Genomic DNA, 16,710 nt, shown 5'->3' on the forward strand with positions numbered 1-16,710 from the left:
TCCGATGCTCGAAGAACTGAAGGAAGAATTGATCGTCAACAAGGTTGGCGGTCGGTTCAAACTCTCCACCCTGATCCAGAAGCGGATGATCGCGCTGAACCAGGGCGCCCGCCCCCTCGTCGACATGCGCGGCCCCGACAAGATGACCATCGTTATCCAGGAAATCATGCAAGATAAAATATTCCTGGATCTGTCGGGGAACCTCCAGACGTCGGAAGCGACGGAAGAAGTCGAAGAAGGCGGGACCGTCGATCTTACCCAGCCGTCAGAATAAATTCCTTGATCGCGACCGGCGTCGATCCGCCTGAGGAATGTGCAAGCCCTCCGGCCATCCCGGCCGATCAGATGTTTGCGAGTCCGGTGCCTTGGGGTGACCGCTGATTGACGAGCGAGCCTCCGGACTCGAAACATTGTTGTGGCCGAGGGCTCACTATGATCGACCGCCAGCGACTGGCTCGGAACGGCCCGCCGTCGTTCCTTCTGCTCGCCTCGGTCTTCCTCGCGCTCAGCCTATTGAGCTACGACCCGGCCGATCCTCCCGGCCGGTCGGTTTACCCGCCCAACTCGCCGCCGACCAACCCTTGCGGGCCCGTCGGCGCGGCGCTGGCACACCTCCTGTTCATGACGATGGGGCGAGCCTCCTACGTCGTGCTGCTCGGGGTCTGCTCGATCAACCTGCTCTGGTTCTATCGACGAGCCATGCCGGAGATCGCGACGAGGTTGGTGGGCTTCCTGCTCATGCTGATCGTGACGGCTCCGTTGATCTACAAGATCGCACCGAACTGGGCGCCGTCCCATCCCATCGGGAGCGGTGGATTCCTCGGGTCGCTCGGGGTCCACTTCCTCGAGGGGTTCTTCGGCCTGTACGGGATGTTCCTGATCCTCCTGGCGACGGGCGTGGTCGGGCTGACGCTCTGCTACGACGTCCTCCTCTACTGGCCGGCACAGGAACTCCTGCGCACGGTGCAAGGCCTCATCGGCAGGCGCAAGGGAGCGAGCGAGGAGGAGCCGGACCTCGAGGCCGACCCGATGGTCCCCGCCCCGAGGTTCGAGCTGATCGACTCTTCGCCCGGCCGTATGGCCCCGATCTCGTCGCGTCCGGCCTTGAACCGCCCTGCCCTCCCCGCGGAGGCCGCGGCCTCCGGCGGCGGCCCGGCTCCTCGAAGCTTGCCCCCGCAGGCGTCGCAGCACGATGGCTCGCCCATCCCGGCGCGGGCCGATTCGGGCGTGAGGCCGCCGATGACGGGCACCATGATGCCGTCGTCGGGCAACTTCCAGCTTCCGCCGCTCGACCTCCTGGAACCATCACCCACCTTCCCGGTCCACGAGCACGAGGCGCAGGTCCACGCCAGGGCGATGCTCCTCGAGCGGACTCTGCTCGACTTCGGTTACAAGGTGCGGGTCGTCCAGATCGACACCGGCCCCGTGATCACCCAGTTCGAGATCGAGCTCGAGGCCGGCTTGCGCGTCTCGCGTATCACGAGCCTAACCGACGACCTCGCGATCGCGCTGGCCGTACCGAGCGTCCGCATCGTCGCGCCGATCCCGGGCAAGACGACCGTCGGCATCGAGGTGCCCAACGAACGCCGGGCGATGGTCAAGCTGGCCGACGTGGTCACCGAGGTCCAGACCAAGATCTCGAAGCACAAGATACCCCTGTTCCTGGGCAAGGATGTGAAGGGGGTTCCGCTCGCCTTCGACCTGGCCGACATGCCCCACCTCCTGATCGCCGGTCGTACGGGTACCGGTAAGTCGGTCTGCTTGAACGCGATGATCCTCTCGATCCTGATGACCAAGCGACCGGATGAGGTGAAGCTGATCCTGATCGACCCCAAGATGGTCGAGCTCTCGCAGTTCAAGAAGATCCCGCACCTGATGCACCCGGTCGTCACCGACATGAAGAAGGCGGAGTCGCTGCTCGCCTGGGCCTGCGACAAGATGGACGAGCGCTACGGCTTCCTCGCTCGCGCCGGCGTCCGAAACATCCAGACGTACAACCAGCTCGGGGCCGAGGAGATCTACAACCGGCTCAAGCCCGAGGACGACGAGGATCGAGCTCGGATCCCGACGTACATGTCGTATATCGTCATCATCGCGGACGAGATGGCGGACCTGATGATGACGGCGGCGAAGGAGGTCGAGTCTCACATCGTCCGGCTTGCCCAGAAGGCCCGAGCCGTTGGGATGCACCTGATCGTCGCGACCCAGAAGCCGACCGTCGACGTCATCACCGGCCTCATCAAGGGCAACCTGCCGGCTCGTATCGCGTTCCAGGTGGCGAGCCGCGGCGACTCTCGCGTCGTGCTCGACGAGATGGGGGCGGACAAGCTGCTAGGCAACGGCGACATGCTCTTCCTCTTCCCGGGGACGTCGCACATCGTGCGGGCCCAGGGGACGTACGTCTCCGACAACGAGGTCCACCTCGTCTGCCAGCACCTCGAGCAGTACCCGGCCGAGTACAGCCGAGAATTGGTGCAACTCCAGGTCGGCGGCGGCTCCGCGGGGAAGGACCGAGGTGCGGCGATGAAGGAACGGGACGAGTTGTACGAGGCGGCGATCGAGGTCGTGATCCGCGAGAACCGAGGCTCGACCTCGATGCTCCAGCGGGCCCTCGGGATCGGCTACGGACGCGCCGCACGACTGATCGACTTCATGGCCGAGGACGGCATCGTCGGCGAGTTCAAGAGCGGCTCCGCCCGCGAAGTGCTCTACTCGTGGGATGAGTGGGAGTCGCTCAAGAATGGAGGCGGTAGCAGCTCCGACGACGAAGAGGGCTCCGCCCGGATGAGCGCCTGAGGCGTGCCTCGGGTCATCGAGACGTCGGCGAGTCCGAGCCGGATAGCCGACGCACGCCTCGCTCGGCGGCATACCAACGCGCACCATCCCATCGGAGGTCGTTGATCGCGGTGTTCTCGATCGTGACCGCGTCGAAGTCGCGATGATCGAGCCCTTCGAGCAGCGATGTCAGGAGCACGCGGATCACGACCCCATGGACGACAACGACAATCGTCTCGCCTTGGTGCCGTCTCGCCAGATCGAGGAAGGCCGGGACGACGCGGTCCCGGATTTGGGTGTATGACTCGCCTCCCTCGTGCGTGTGATCCAGCTCCCCCGCCATCCAGCGTTTGGCCGCCTCGGTGTAGATGTGCCAACCCTCGGAATGGAGGGTGCCGCTGAGCGGTCCCATCTTACGCTCGTGCAGCGGCTCGATCACGCCCGCGACGAGGCCCTTTCTCCGTGCGATCGCGTCGGCCGTGAGGCGTGCGCGGAGCATGTTCGAGCTATAAATCGCGTGGATCGCGACGCCCGCGAGGGCTTCGGCCACGTCCTTCGTCTGCTCGACACCGCGTTCGCTCAGACCGATATCCGACTCGGCGCCGTGGAAGAGCTGCGGGGCCGCCGTCTCGGCGTGGCGGAGGAGGAGAATCCTGGTCTCGATCGGGAGCATGGTTACTCGGCGGGAAATTGGCTCGAATAGTCCGTTCGTGGGAGTGCAATACGCCAGCCGCCCGATTCTAGCACACGGGACGCCGGGCCGCTAAGGCTTGGCTCTCCATCGAATATGACCGAAACATCAGGATGTGATCGACTGATCTTGAAAGAGAAGGTGCAAAGAAAAAGGTTGAATCAAGCTTGATACTTCGGATCTGGGAACATCACGTAGATTGGTTGATGAGGTTTTCTCGCACGCAGATGAAGGCGTCAGATGCGCGAAGATGGCTTGGTGTTGAGGAAATCAGGGGTCAATCGGGGCTAATGATGTGAGCGTGTCGGTGAGGCTTCGCACCCGGTAAAACGAACTGAATTGGCCGGCTCCGACGCGAGAGCCACGGGGGTTGCCCCGAAATTACGCATCAGCCAGGGGGCACTCCGCGCGTTTTAACTCGACGCTTGGGAATTATTCGGATTGCCGAGACGGGCTAGTCTACCGATGATATAGGTCGACTTTGTCGGGGCACACCTACAGTCTGGACCCCTCCCCCCTACTCGCGCTGTGAGAGGAACGGCCATGGCCGACCAACCCAAGTATCGTACGATCCTCCTGTTCGGAATGCCGGGTAGCGGCAAGGGGACCCAGGGCGCAGTGCTCGGACAGTTGCCGGGCGTGGTCCACATCTCGATGGGCGACGTGTTCCGCAAGATCCCGAAGTATGGGCATTTCGGCCAGGAAATCGAGCGATATACCTCCATCGGGGCCCTCGTCCCCGACGACCTGACCGTTCGGATCTGGGAACGCCACATCAAGATCCTGGAGATGCAGGAACTGCTCCTCCCCGATCAGCACACCTTGATCCTTGACGGCCTGCCCAGGAACTACTCCCAGGCCGAGCGGCTTGACCACATCCTGGACGTGGTCCAGATCTTCCACCTCAAGATCAACGACAATTTCAAGGCGAGCGAGCGACTCAAGTCCCGAGCTCTCCGAGAGAACCGGCTCGACGACATGAACGAAGAGGTCATCCGCCGTCGGCTCCAGACCTACCACGAGGAGACCTTCCGGACCCTGAGTTTCTACTCGCCGGAAATCGTCTTCGACGTCGAAGCCGGAGGTTCGCCGATCGACGTCCTGCGTGACATCGTGAACCGGATGTCGGAGATTCAGAGTTTTCGCAAAGCCCCTAAAGCCTCCACTTTCGCCGCGTCGACGGCCAAGCTCACCGAAGTCGTCTCCTGAATCTGAGCTCGGACGGGCGTCGGGAAGTTCTCGGGGCGAATGCGTTTGCACAAGGTGCAGGCTGGAAGGTGGAGGCATCCTCCATTAACATTCCAGCCTGCTACTCTTGCGCGCGAACAAGTCGTCTGCCAAGCGACCGACCGAGATGACAACGACCGAGTACAGCAGGACATCCCTTCGCACCACTCGACCTCCGTCGTCTCCGCTCGACTCGCAACTGGCCGTCGAACCCCCTGGACCTGAGGAGGCGAAGTCATGGCGGTGGAGCCCGAGTCGATCGTACCAGGCGTTGGCGGACCTCCAGTGGACTCGCATCGACCCTATGTCTCCAGCCAGGAGAATCCGCCCGAACTGACCTGGTCGGCCGTTTTTCTCGGGGCGATCCTCGGGATCATCTTCGGCGCTTCGTCGCTCTACCTTGTCCTCCGCGTGGGGATGACCGTCTCGGCCTCTATCCCGGTGGCCGTGCTCTCCATCACGGTCTTCCGCGCGTTGTCGAAGATGTTCGGCACCCGCCCGGCGTCGATCCTCCAGAACAACATCGTCCAGACGACGGGGTCGGCCGGCGAGTCGATCGCATTCGGCGTGGGCGTGACGATGCCCGCCCTGCTGATCCTCGGCTACGACATGGAACTCGCCAGGGTCATGCTCGTCGCCTCATTGGGCGGCCTGCTCGGCATCCTGATGATGATCCCGCTCCGCCGGGCCTTCATCGTCAAGAAGCACGGAGAGTTGACCTACCCCGAAGGGACCGCCTGCGCCAAGGTCCTGATCGTCGGCGAACAGGGAGGCTCGAGCGCCAAGACCGTGTTCACCGGGTTTGGCCTGGCCTTCCTCTATCAGGTGCTCATGCAAGGGCTCAAGCTCTGGCAGGAGTACCCGGCGAAGGCGATCAAGGGGTTCACCGGGGCGGTCGTCGCGCTCGAGTCCTCGCCGGTCCTCATGGGCGTCGGTTACATCATCGGGACGCGGATCTCGTGCGTGATGGTGGCGGGCGGCCTGATGGCGGCCTTCGTGCTGACCCCCACCCTGGCCTTCAGCGGCAGCACGTCGGCGAAGGCGATACTCCCGGGCACGAAGCTGATCTCTCAGATGTCGCCCAAGGAGATCCGAGACGCCTATCTCCTCTTCATCGGTGCCGGTGCCGTAGCCACCGGCGGCGTGATCAGCCTGCTCCAGGCGCTCCCCTTGATCGTCTCGTCGATCCGCTCCGGCGTGAGCGACCTGCGCGGCTCGGGGGGCGAGTCGACCAGCAGCCGGACCGAGCGTGACCTCCCGCTCTGGCTCGTCGGCCTTGGCGCGGCGATCCTCGTCATCACGATCGCCGCGACTCACCTGATGCCGACGGACTTGAGCGGCCGCATCGCGGGCGCGGTGATGATCCTGCTTTTCGGCTTCCTGTTCGTCACCGTGAGTTCGCGGCTCACGGGCGAGATCGGCTCGTCTTCGAACCCGATCTCGGGCATGACGGTGGCGACCCTGCTCCTGACCTGCCTCATCTTCGTCCTGATGGGCTGGATCGGGCCTCAGTATCGACTCGCCGCACTCTCGATCGCCGCGATCGTTTGCATCGCCGCGTCGAACGGAGGGACGACCTCGCAGGATCTCAAGACCGGCTATCTCATCGGGGCCACCCCCTGGGCCCAGCAGATCGCGATCCTCGTCGGTGCGCTGACGTCGGCCGTGGTCATCGGGTTCACGCTGCTCGTCCTCAACGACGCCAGCACCGTGATCACCTCGAAGGCCGAGTATCTGCCCACGACCAAGGCCGAGGTCGCCAAGTTGACCGAGACAGCCATGCACGAGGGGAAGACGTACAAGGTCTGGCGCGTCGTCAATCCTCAAGAAGGCGCGCAGCCGGGCAAGTACCTCGTCGACGACACCGGTCAGGCCCGCTTCCTGGTCGACCCCGCCATCAACGGCCGGGTCGACACCCGCGATGACGGCTCGAAGGTCATCAAGTACGACGCCCCCAAGGCGACGCTCATGGCCCTCATCATCGACGGGATCATGACGCAGAAGCTTCCCTGGAACCTCGTGCTGATCGGCGTCTTCATCGCGATCGTGATGCACCTGGCGGGTGTGCCCGCGCTGGCCTTCGCGGTCGGCGTCTACTTGCCGCTGTCGACCTCCATGCCGATCTTCGTCGGGGGCTTGCTGCGAGGCGCGGTGGACCTCATCAAGAAGACGCCCGCCGAGGAGTCGGACTCGAGCCCGGCCGTATTGCTCTCGAGCGGCTACATCGCCGGCGGCGCGATCGCGGGGATTCTGATCGCGGTCCTGGCGGTCATCCCGGGGGCGTCCAACCTGATCGACCTCTCTCGCCTCTTCCCCGCGAGCTGGAACGAGAGCCCGTGGCCGTCGCTCGTCTCCTTCGGGCTGATGACCCTGGTCCTCTTCCTGGTCGGGATCGGCGCCATCCTTCGAGGGGATGATGAGCGGTCGCCGCGACGCAAGATTGAAATGAAGTCGTGAATTTTGATATCCACGTGAGATCAGCCGCTCGGCTGATCATGTGAAGCCATTTCCCAGGAGGGTGCATCATGCGATGGCGTCCGGGATGTCTGGCCGCGCTCGTGCTCGCGGCGGTGTGGGGAGGAGTCGGCGTGCAAGCGGACGAAGGGATGTGGGTGTTCGACAACCTGCCGCTCGAACACCTCAAGCGTACGTATCAGTTCGAACCCTCGGCCGATTGGGTGACGCAGCTTCGCTCCTCGGCCGTCCGGTTCAACAGCGGCGGCTCGGGCTCGTTCGTCTCGGCCGATGGCCTCGTGATGACCAACCATCACGTCGGCGCCGACATGCTGCATAAGATCAGCACGCCGGAGAAGGACTATCATCGCGACGGCTTCCTCGCCAAGTCGTACGCCGATGAGATCAAGGCGCCGGACCTCGAGCTGAACGTCCTGGTCGATATCCAGGACGTGACCGACAAGGTCCTCGCCGGCGTCGTGGCCGGATCCGACGACGCGGCGGCCGGCATCGCCAAGCGGAAGGCCATGGCGACCATCGAGAAGGAGTCGCTCGAAAAGACCGGGCTCCGCAGCGACGTCGTGACCCTCTATCAGGGAGGGAAGTACGCGCTTTATACCTATAAGAAGTATACGGATGTTCGACTGGTATTTGCCCCCGAGTTCGCCATCGCGTTCTTCGGCGGCGACCCTGACAACTTCGAGTATCCCCGCTACGACCTCGACGTCTGCTTCTTCCGGGCCTACGAGGACGGCAAGCCCGCCAAGCCCAAGCATCACCTTAAGTGGAGCAAGGGCGGGAGCAAGGACGGCGAACTGATTTTCGTGGCGGGCCACCCGGGGCGGACGAGCCGGCTCAACACCCTGAGCCACCTCGAATACCTGCGTGACGTCTCGTTCCCGTTCACGCTCGAAGTCCTCCACGACCGGGAGAACTTCCTGCTCGAGTACAGCCGCAAGGGTGCCGAGCAGGAGCGGCAGGCCAAGGACGAACTCTTCGGCTACCAGAACTCCCGCAAGGCCCGCGAAGGCGGCCTGAAGGGGCTCAAAGATGCCGCCCTGATGGGCCGGAAGGCTGATGTCGAGAAGGCCCTAAGGGATCAGGTCGCCGCCGACCCCAAGGCCAAGGCCGCTTATGGCGAGGCCTGGAACAAGATCGCCGCCGCTCAGAAGGTCTCCGAGAAGATCGCCAGGCGGGTCAACTTCCTGGAACGCGGATTCGCGTTCGATTCCGAGCTCTTCCAGATCGCGCGGACCCTGGTGAGACTGGCTCAGGAACGGACGCTGCCGAATCCCGACCGGCTTCGCGAGTTCCGGGAGTCGGGCCTCGACTCGCTCAAGCTCCAGCTCTTCTCGGATGCCCCGGTCTACGCTGACTACGAGAAGGCCAAGCTGGCTCATTCGCTCGCGTTCTGGAAGAAGACGATGGGGGACGACCCGCTCGTCGCCCAGGTCTTCCAGGGACGCTCGGCCGAGGAGGTCGCGAAGGCCTATATCGACGGCTCGAAGCTCGCTGACGTCGCGCTCCGCAAGGAACTGGCCGAGAAGAGTGCCTCAGAACTGGCCGCGGTCAATGACCCGATGCTGAAGCTCGCCGCCTTGGTCGACGCCGACGCCCGCAAGGTCCGCAAGCAGTTCGAGGACGAGGTCGAAGGGGTCCTCTCGGCCCAGTATGGCCTCATCGCCAGGGCGATCTTCGAGACGCGAGGATCCTCGGTCTATCCCGACGCCACCTTCACACTCCGGCTGGCCTTCGGCACGGTCAAGGGCTACGAGGTCGATGGCAAGGCAATCCCCCCGTTCACCGACGTCGCCGGTGCCTTCAAGCACGCCGACGCCCACGGCAACACCGACCCGTACGAGCTGCCCCCGAGCTGGCACAAGGCCCGCAAGGATGGTCGGCTCAAGCTCGACACGCCGATGAATTTCGTCTCGACGGCCGACATCATCGGCGGCAACTCGGGCAGCCCCGTCGTGAACCGTGAGAATGAAGTCGTCGGCCTGATCTTCGACGGCAACATTTACTCACTCGTCCTCGACTTCGCCTACGACGACCGACTCGCGCGGGCGGTCTCGGTCGATTCGAGGGTCATCCTCGAGGCGCTCAAGTCGGTCTACCAAGCCGAGGGGCTCGTCAAGGAATTGACGGCGCACTGAGTTTTCCGACAACCCGGAAACGCCGACGAGATGAGTCGGTCGCGAAGTAACTCGCGCCCGGGCTCATCTCGTTTCGTTTGGGGTGCTCATGTCTTCCGTTCAGGAGACCTTCGAGCGGAGCTCGGCTTCCGCGGCACCGGATGGCTGGCGGACCACCTTGTCGAGGCCCGGGAAGAGGATCGACGAGTGGATCTCGCCTTCGTCTCCGACGACCACCGAGGGGGTCGTTCCGGTGAGGGCGGCGACCTGGTCTTCCAGGGTCCCGAGCCGGCGGACGAGCGCGACGTAGTCCCAGCCGAAGGCCAGGGCCGTCTGCAACTGCTCGGCGTTCTCTTCGTGCTTCTTCGCGAGCTCGGCGTGGCTGGCCTTCAACTGGTCGGAGTCGACCCGGAGGGCGAAGACGGCGTGCTCGTGCCGCTCGACCTTGGGGGCGAGGGTGTCGAGGCCGTCGAGCCGGGCGATCAGGTACTGATAGAGCTCGACCTGGCGGAGGAAGATCGGCCGCAAGATGCGACGCATGATCCTGCGGGCCGAAACCATGAGGATGCGAGGACCTTTGGTGTTCTGGCCACCGGCGTTGTAGAAGGCAAGATCGATCATCGGATCACTCCCTCTCCTGGAGTTTGCTGGTCGCTGTATCGGGGAACGACGTCTATTTCGGTGAACCTTCGTTCGATCGACCGGCCAGAGGAGTAGACCGTGATCGTCGTGGGGCGGCGACAAGCTCATGCTTGGCGGCCCGCTCACGAAGAGATTCTCAAGCGCAGTAGGGTTCTTGGATCAGGACCGAGGCGAGTCGCTCGGCGAGCAGCGCGAGGCGGTAGGCCTCCATGGACGTACCGGCGCCTTCTCTTGTTTGATCGGCTGCTTGCAGCAAGTTTCTCTCGATTTTCGGGATGAGTTGCTGCAAATGGAAATCGTTGCGGACGAGCGAGGACAGCCGTCGGCCCAGCGGCTCGAGGGCGATCTGCCCCTCGATGACCATCTCCCAGGCGTTCGCGAACCCCTGCGCCGACCTCGGCACCTTGAGGCAGTGGACGCCGTGGACGAACCACTCGCTGTTGCCCCCGAGCTGCCCCATGATCGGCACGCAACCGCTGGGGGCCGCCTCGATCGGGGCGAAGGCGCAAGGCTCGCGGTGCCTGGCCGGGAAGGCGAAGACGTCGTAATCCTGATAGGCGGCAATCAGCTCCGATTGCCGCACAGGGCCCCGGAGCTTGACGAAGTCGCAGACTCCCTGGGATTTGATGAGATCGCTGCAGGACGTGTCGTCGATCTTGCCGTAGATGTCGACGGCGAAGTTCTCAATCCCCTTAGATCGCAGGATTGACGCAGCCTTGACGATCAGGTCCATGCCCTTGTCGTAGGTACGGCCGATGTGCGCGGCGGAGGCGACGATCTTGAGCACGTTGCCGGGCTGATAGAAGGTCGACCTGACGGGCGGGATCGGGCCCGCGACCCAGTTCGAGAGGATCTCCACCTCCCCCTGGAGGCGGATCCCCTTGCGTTCGATCTCGTCGACGAGCTGCTGGCTGCACGCGATGAAGGTGCCGCGGAGCTGCTCCTCGAACTGCCGAGCTAGGGCGGGGATGACGCGGTTGCCGACCTTGCAGAGCGAGGCGGGCACGTCGTCCATCAGGTGCCAGACCCAGGGGATGCGCAGGTGATGCAGGCATCCCATCAGCCCGAGTCCGCCGACCCCCGTGAGGGCCCAGACGTAGGCAACGTCCGGGTTGAAGTCCTTGATCGCGGCGAGCAACGCGTGGACATTGAAGGCATTGATCACATGAGACTCGGTCTCGGCGAGTCGCAGCGTGACCGGGGCGCTCCGGAAGTGCGTGTACTCGACCCAGAGGTCGGTGAGCCGGAGCGTCCTGAGGACGTGATCGCTCGAGGCGACCGGAGTCCTGGGCGCGGTGGTCAGGACCATGACTTCGTGACCCCTGCTCCGCAGCAGGTCGACGACCTGGGCACAGCCCATCTCGTAGCCGCCGATGGCGTCTGGGGGGTAGAGATTGCTGATCACCAGGATTTTCACGCGGCCACCTCGTACGTTCGGGCGATCAATCGGTCATAGATCTCGACGAGCCGACCGCCGGCCACGCGATAGTCGTACTCCTGCTCGACCCGACGGCGGGCCCGTTTGCCCATCCACTCGACCAGCCCAGGGTTGGCGGCCAGGAGCCGGAGCGCGGCGGCGAGGTCGTCGGGGTCGTCGAAGACGAAGCCGGTCTCCCCCTCGATGATGAACTCGGGCATGGCCGCGACCCTGGAGCTCATCGCGGGGGTCCCGCACGACATGGCCTCGAGGATCGAGAGGCCCATCAGCTCGGGTTGGGTGTGGAGGTTGCCAAAGCAGTCGAGGTGGACCGAGGGGAGGATGTTGACCCAGGCCCTCCGGTACAGGTCGAGGATGCGCTCGTCGTCGGCGTCGGTGATGAACTCGACACACTTCCCCTTCGCCAGCTTCTGGAGCAGCTCGTAGTAAGGGGCGTCGTAGGCCCGGCCGCAGACGGTGAGCGGCAGTTCCGGGGGCATCGCGGCGATGAGCTTGTCGATCCCCTTATGCGGCAGGAGTCGACCGAGGTAGAGCACTCGATCGCGGACGACGGGCACGGGCGACGGCGTGAATCGAGAGGCGTCGACGCCCCCCTTGATGACCTCGATGGGCGTCGACGTCCGGAAGAAGGACGCGGCGAAGTCGGACTGGGCGATGATCTGATCGGCAAGCTCGAGGATGCCGAGGTGCTCGACGAACGGGCTCGAGGTGCCGCCGTGGTCGGTCACGCAGATCGGCTTGCGGAGCTGCTTGGCGACCAGCATTCCCGCCTCGGAGCAGCGGGTGTAGGCCTGGTGGATGTGGACGAGGTCCACGTCGCTCAGCGCCTCGGGCAGTTCCCAGGAGACCATGTCCAGCGGGTGGAGCGGCTTCCCCGCCGCAGTGAGGACCCGCAGCGAGACGCCCGGGGCCATCGTCTGGCGATGAGGGGCTTCGCCGAATGAGATGAGCTCGACCTCGATGCGCCCGTCGGAGGCCTCGACGACCCCCTTGGCCAAGTTGAGAGGATAGCGCTCTCCCCCGCCCAGGTACGACTTCTCGTCGAAATAGAGCGGCGCCAAATAGGCGATCTTACTCACGGACATCGCCACCTCGACTTTCGCAATCGGTCGCTCATCGCCGCGGGTCAACACGCCTGACCGCGGGTCTCGATCCGGATCACGATCGTTCCAACTTTGTTTCCATTCGGACGGGCACTAGCCGAAGCGAGGGGTGCATCCCTGGAGCGTTGGCCTTCTATCCCAACCCGTAAATCCGGTCAAGGCCAGTCGCTCCGTCGCGGGGATGCGGAAAGGACGGGCTTAAGCAGGTATCGCTTCCTGAATCAGGGCACCGGCGACCTGCTCTGCCATCCTCGCGAGCCGATAGGCATCCTCGTACCCCCCTGCCCCGTTCCGCGGACGCCTCGACGCATTCTCGAGGATCGACTCGATCCGCGGGAGGATGGTGTCGATGTGGAAGTCTCGGAGTGCCGCGGCGGCGCCCCGCCTCGCGATCGACTGCAGGTCGACCTCGCCCCGGATCACCGAGGCGAACGTATCGGCGAAGGCCTCGGGAGTCCTGGCCGACTTCAGGCAGTGGAGCCCATGCACGACCCACTCGGAGACGCCGCAACGCCTCGAAATCACGGGGACGCAGCCCCTCGCCAGCGCCTCGATGGGGACCATGCCGAACGGCTCGCGTTCCAGCGTCGGAAATGCAAACAGATCGTAATCCTTGTATCTCTCCATCAATTCGGGCTGGGGCAGGATCCCGTTGTGCTTGACGTGGTCGACGAGGTCCCGCTCCCGGATCAGTCGGATCAGCGACGGATCGTAGAGGTTCCCATATAGGTCGATCGAAAAGTCGGTGTATCCCCGGTCGCGCAAGAGCGCCGCCGCCTCGATGACGACGTCGACCCCTTTGAAGCGGGCGATCTGGCCGGCGAACATGATCTTGAGGTGGCCGCCATGATAAAGGCGGCTGCGAGGCGCGGAGGGAGGAGCCGTGATCCAGTAGGGCAGCATGTGGACGCGGCCGGAGAGGCGAATCCCCGTCGACTCGATCTCGTTTCGGAGCTGCTCGCTCACGCAGATGAAGTCGCCCAGCATCCGCCTCGAGAACTCCTCGGCGAGGGCCCGGAATGTGTCGAGCCCCGTGCTACAGAGGAGTAGCGGCGCGCAGTCGCCGAGCTGCCAGACCCAGGGGACCTTCAAGAACTCGAGGCAGGCCATGATCCCCAGGCCGCCGAGCCCCAGATTGTTGCAAATGTAAATGACGTCGGGCTCGAACTCCTCTAGCGTCGATGTGAGCACATGGATGTTGTAGGCACTGACCAGCCGCGACTCGGCCTCGTCGAGCCGGTACGACAGGTACTGGTTCCCCATCGCGTTGGGGTTCCACTCGTCGATGAGCTTGAAACGCCGGAGGACGTGCGCGGGCGGCGTACCGACCGGATTGCGAGGGGCGGCGGTGAGGACACGGGCGTCGTGGCCGCGTTCCCTGAGGCCATCGACGACGTGGGCACAGGCCAACTCGTAGCCGCCGATGAAGTCAGGAGGATAGAGGTTGCTCAGGGCCAGGACTTTCACGCCGCCGCCTCCTAGTGTCGAGCGAATTCGAGGTGCGTTCGCCTCGGCCTGATCAATCCAACACGTCGCAAGGATTTACGTCTTCGTGAGCGAGATTTGAGCCGATCATTATGCGAGAGCGCCGTGCGGCCCACGTCGAGCCGAATGATCGCTCAGGCCACGATCGTCTCCTGGATCAAGTTGGCGCCGACCTGCTCGGCGAGCCTCGCCAGCCTGTAGGCTTCCTTCGCCGTCCCTGCGCCCGCCCTCGACTGCAACGAGGCCTGGACAAGCTGCCGCTCGATCGAGGGCAGGATCGAGTCGATGTGGAAGTCGCGCCAGGCCATCACCATGCCCCGACGCCCCATCGCCTCGAGATCCACTTCGCCTCGCATCACGGCGGCGAAGGCCCTGGCGAATGAATGCGCATCGCGCTCGGCCTTGAGCCCGTGGACACCGTGAACGAGGTACTCGGCGATTCCGCACTTCCGGGTCAGGACGGGGACACAACCCCTGGCCATCGCCTCCAGCGGGACGAGACCGAAGGGCTCGCGCAGGATCGTGGGAAACGCGAAGACGTCGTAGTCGCGATAGGCATCGAGGAGCTGCCGATGCGGCAGCACTCCCTTGAAGGAGACGTGTCGCGTCAGACCCAGCTTGCTCGCGAGCAGGACGAGGTCGGGCTGATGGACCCTGCCGTAGAAGTCGATCGAGAAATCGTCGTGGCCGAGCTCTCGGAGGTTCGCGGCCGCCACGATGAGGAGGTCGCTTCCCTTCCAGCGCGCCACCTGCCCCGCGCTCATGATCCTGAGGTGGCCGCCTTTGTAATACGAGCGTTCGACCATCCGACGAGTCCCGGTGATCCAGTTGGGCAGGACCTGGACGCGTCCGTTGAGGTGGATCCCGGCATCCTCGATCTCGCGCCTGAGCTGCTCGCTGACGACGATGTAGTTCCCCCGGATGCGGCTCGAGAAGGCCCGTGCAAGCCCCTCGATGACCGTCTCCCTCGTGCTGCAGAGGTGGAACGGCACCCGGTCGCCGAGTTGCCAGACCCAGGGGATCTTCATGTACTGGAGGCAGGCGACGAGGGCGAAGCCGCCGAGCCCGGTCACGCAGCAGATGTAAACGACATCCGGGGCGAACTCGTCGAGCACGCTCGTCAGGACGTGGACGTTGTGGGCGCTCACCAACCTCGACTCGGCCTCGTCGAGCCGATACGCGAGAGAGGCCGATCCCATCCCGTCCTCGCTCCACTCGTCGACGAGCCGGAAACGCCTGAGGACGTGCTCTGGCGATCTGGGGATCGGCTGTCGAGGTGTCGCGGTCAGGACGCGGACGTCGTGGCCGCGCTCGCGAAAGGCATCGACGACGTGGGCACAGGCCAACTCGTAGCCGCCGATGAAGTCGGGGGGATACAGGTTGCTGAGCGTGAGGATCTTCAAGCGGCCGCCTCCCTCGCCTGCTCGAAGAGCGACCGGTAGAGGTCGTATAGCTTGCGTCCGGCGACCTTCAAGTCGAACTCGGCCTCGACCGCCTGCCGCCCACGCTGGCCCATGGTCTCGACGAGGTCGGGGCTTTCGACGAGGGTCAGGATTCGGTCGGTCAACTGATCCAGACTGTCGTAGATGTAGCCGGTCTCGCCGTCGCGGATGAACTCGGGCATCCCGCCCACGCGAGAACCGATGGCGGGGGTGCCGCAGGCCATCGACTCGAGGAGGGCGAAGCCCATCAACTCAGGCGCGACGTGGCTGGCGCCGAAGCAGTCGTGATAGACCGAGGGGAGCACCGTCACCCAGGCCGATTGATAGAGCTCGCGGAGCGTGGCGTCATCGGCGTCGGTGATGAACTCGACCGGCTTGCCGACGGCCAGGTGATTAATACGCCAGGTGTAGTCCTCGCGGAAGGGGCGACCAACGACCTTGAGCGGCACGCCGGGCGGCAGCGACTCGATCAGGTAGTCGATCCCCTTGTGCGGGAGCAGGCGTCCCACGAAGAGGACGTGCCCGCGCTCCGGCCGGGTATCGGGGAGGCAGAACGTCGAGGCGTCGACGCCCCCCTTGATGGTCTCAATAGGCGTGGTACTTCGATGGAGCGCCGCGCCGAAGTCGGAGTAGGCCACGATTCGGTCGGCGAGATCCAGGCAGCCGAGGTTCAGGCCGATCGTGCTCGAGGCCCCACCGTGGTCGGTCACGCAGATCGGCTTGTGGTCCTGCTTCGCGATGAGTATGCCCAGCTCGCTCGAGCGTGTGTAGGGCACGTGGATGTGGACGAGGTCGGCGTCCGCTAGGGCCGCGGGTAGGTCCCACGAGACGGCGTTGAGGATGTCGTGCGGCCGGTTTGAGACTGGTAGGACTCGCAGAGACACGCCCGGCTTGAGCGAATACCGCGCAGCCCGCTCGCCGAAAGAGATCAACTCGACGGTGCAACGTCCTTCGGCCGCCGCGGCGACCCCCGTCGCCAGGTTCAGCGGGAACCGTTCGCCGCCGCCGAGCCTCGATTTCTCATCGAAGTAGAGTGGGGTGAGATAGGCGACCTTGCGAAGCTCCGGCATTCACCCCTCCTGGGCTTGTGCAGTGCGGTCGACCAAGGCACGACCGGTCGCACGGCAGACTCGCTCGTGGCACGGGAATCCCTTCCGCGGCCAGATCCGAGGAGGCTGTGGACTTCTAACAGAGGTCGGCCGAGGGGTCAAGGTCGGACGAATAAGTCACAAGTCGCTCCCAAGCCGAGATGTTACGGATTGGGAGCGCATGGGAAACCGAGGAGCCTATGGCCCCTCGGATGCGCGGAAACGCGGAA

12 protein-coding genes are annotated in these 16,710 nt (G+C 64.4%); 5 read left to right on the forward strand and 7 right to left on the reverse strand.

Annotation, left to right across the window (positions count from 1 at the left end):
• The first annotated feature begins 4 nt into the window (after window positions 1-4).
• Together ACOYYX_RS28150 and ACOYYX_RS28155 are read left to right on the forward strand one after the other, a co-directional pair.
• On the forward strand, window positions 5-274 hold the full coding sequence (locus ACOYYX_RS28150) for a DNA-directed RNA polymerase subunit omega (protein ID WP_422925906.1): 270 nt from the start codon (window positions 5-7) through the stop codon (window positions 272-274).
• Window positions 275-432: 158 nt separating this feature from the next.
• Window positions 433-2,796, forward strand: coding sequence for a DNA translocase FtsK (locus ACOYYX_RS28155; RefSeq protein ID WP_422925908.1), 2,364 nt, complete (start codon window positions 433-435; stop codon window positions 2,794-2,796).
• 13 nt (window positions 2,797-2,809) lie between these two features.
• On the opposite strand, the gene ACOYYX_RS28160 is transcribed toward ACOYYX_RS28155, so the two are convergent.
• Window positions 2,810-3,448, reverse strand: a complete 639-nt coding sequence (locus tag ACOYYX_RS28160) for a histidine phosphatase family protein (protein WP_422925910.1) — start codon at window positions 3,446-3,448, stop codon at window positions 2,810-2,812.
• Between the two features lie 561 nt (window positions 3,449-4,009).
• Between ACOYYX_RS28160 and ACOYYX_RS28165 the strand changes: the two genes are divergently transcribed.
• From ACOYYX_RS28165 to ACOYYX_RS28175, 3 genes are all read left to right on the forward strand, one after another.
• On the forward strand, window positions 4,010-4,675 hold the full coding sequence (locus ACOYYX_RS28165) for an adenylate kinase family protein (RefSeq protein ID WP_422925912.1): 666 nt from the start codon (window positions 4,010-4,012) through the stop codon (window positions 4,673-4,675).
• Window positions 4,676-4,930: 255 nt separating this feature from the next.
• Window positions 4,931-7,150, forward strand: a complete 2,220-nt coding sequence (locus ACOYYX_RS28170) for an OPT family oligopeptide transporter (protein ID WP_422925914.1) — start codon at window positions 4,931-4,933, stop codon at window positions 7,148-7,150.
• A gap of 68 nt (window positions 7,151-7,218) precedes the next feature.
• On the forward strand, window positions 7,219-9,303 hold the full coding sequence (locus tag ACOYYX_RS28175; RefSeq protein ID WP_422925916.1) for a S46 family peptidase: 2,085 nt from the start codon (window positions 7,219-7,221) through the stop codon (window positions 9,301-9,303).
• Between the two features lie 99 nt (window positions 9,304-9,402).
• Here ACOYYX_RS28175 and ACOYYX_RS28180 read toward each other — a convergent pair whose 3' ends face one another.
• The 6 genes from ACOYYX_RS28180 to ACOYYX_RS28205 all read right to left on the reverse strand — a co-directional run bounded on the left by ACOYYX_RS28180 (window position 9,403) and on the right by ACOYYX_RS28205 (window position 16,462).
• A complete protein-coding gene (locus tag ACOYYX_RS28180) occupies window positions 9,403-9,903 on the reverse strand; it encodes a hypothetical protein (RefSeq protein WP_422925918.1) in 501 nt (166 codons plus the stop codon).
• Window positions 9,904-10,060: 157 nt separating this feature from the next.
• Window positions 10,061-11,341, reverse strand: a complete 1,281-nt coding sequence (locus ACOYYX_RS28185) for a glycosyltransferase family 4 protein (protein ID WP_422925920.1) — start codon at window positions 11,339-11,341, stop codon at window positions 10,061-10,063.
• A complete protein-coding gene (locus tag ACOYYX_RS28190) occupies window positions 11,338-12,447 on the reverse strand; it encodes a glycosyltransferase family 4 protein (protein ID WP_422925922.1) in 1,110 nt (369 codons plus the stop codon). Before ACOYYX_RS28190 ends, ACOYYX_RS28185 begins: the two co-directional genes overlap by 4 nt.
• A 216-nt stretch (window positions 12,448-12,663) precedes the next feature.
• The gene (locus tag ACOYYX_RS28195; RefSeq protein ID WP_422925924.1) at window positions 12,664-13,932 is read right to left on the reverse strand and encodes a glycosyltransferase family 4 protein; all 1,269 of its coding nucleotides are present in this window, start codon (window positions 13,930-13,932) and stop codon (window positions 12,664-12,666) included.
• Between the two features lie 152 nt (window positions 13,933-14,084).
• Entirely contained in the window at window positions 14,085-15,353 is a 1,269-nt protein-coding gene (locus tag ACOYYX_RS28200) for a glycosyltransferase family 4 protein (RefSeq protein ID WP_422925926.1), read from the reverse strand.
• Window positions 15,350-16,462, reverse strand: a complete 1,113-nt coding sequence (locus ACOYYX_RS28205; RefSeq protein WP_422925928.1) for a glycosyltransferase family 4 protein — start codon at window positions 16,460-16,462, stop codon at window positions 15,350-15,352. Before ACOYYX_RS28205 ends, ACOYYX_RS28200 begins: the two co-directional genes overlap by 4 nt.
• Window positions 16,463-16,710 lie beyond the last annotated feature (248 nt).

The organism is Singulisphaera chitinilytica, assembly GCF_049331405.1.
In the GTDB taxonomy this organism is placed as follows: Bacteria; Planctomycetota; Planctomycetia; order Isosphaerales; family Isosphaeraceae; genus PoT.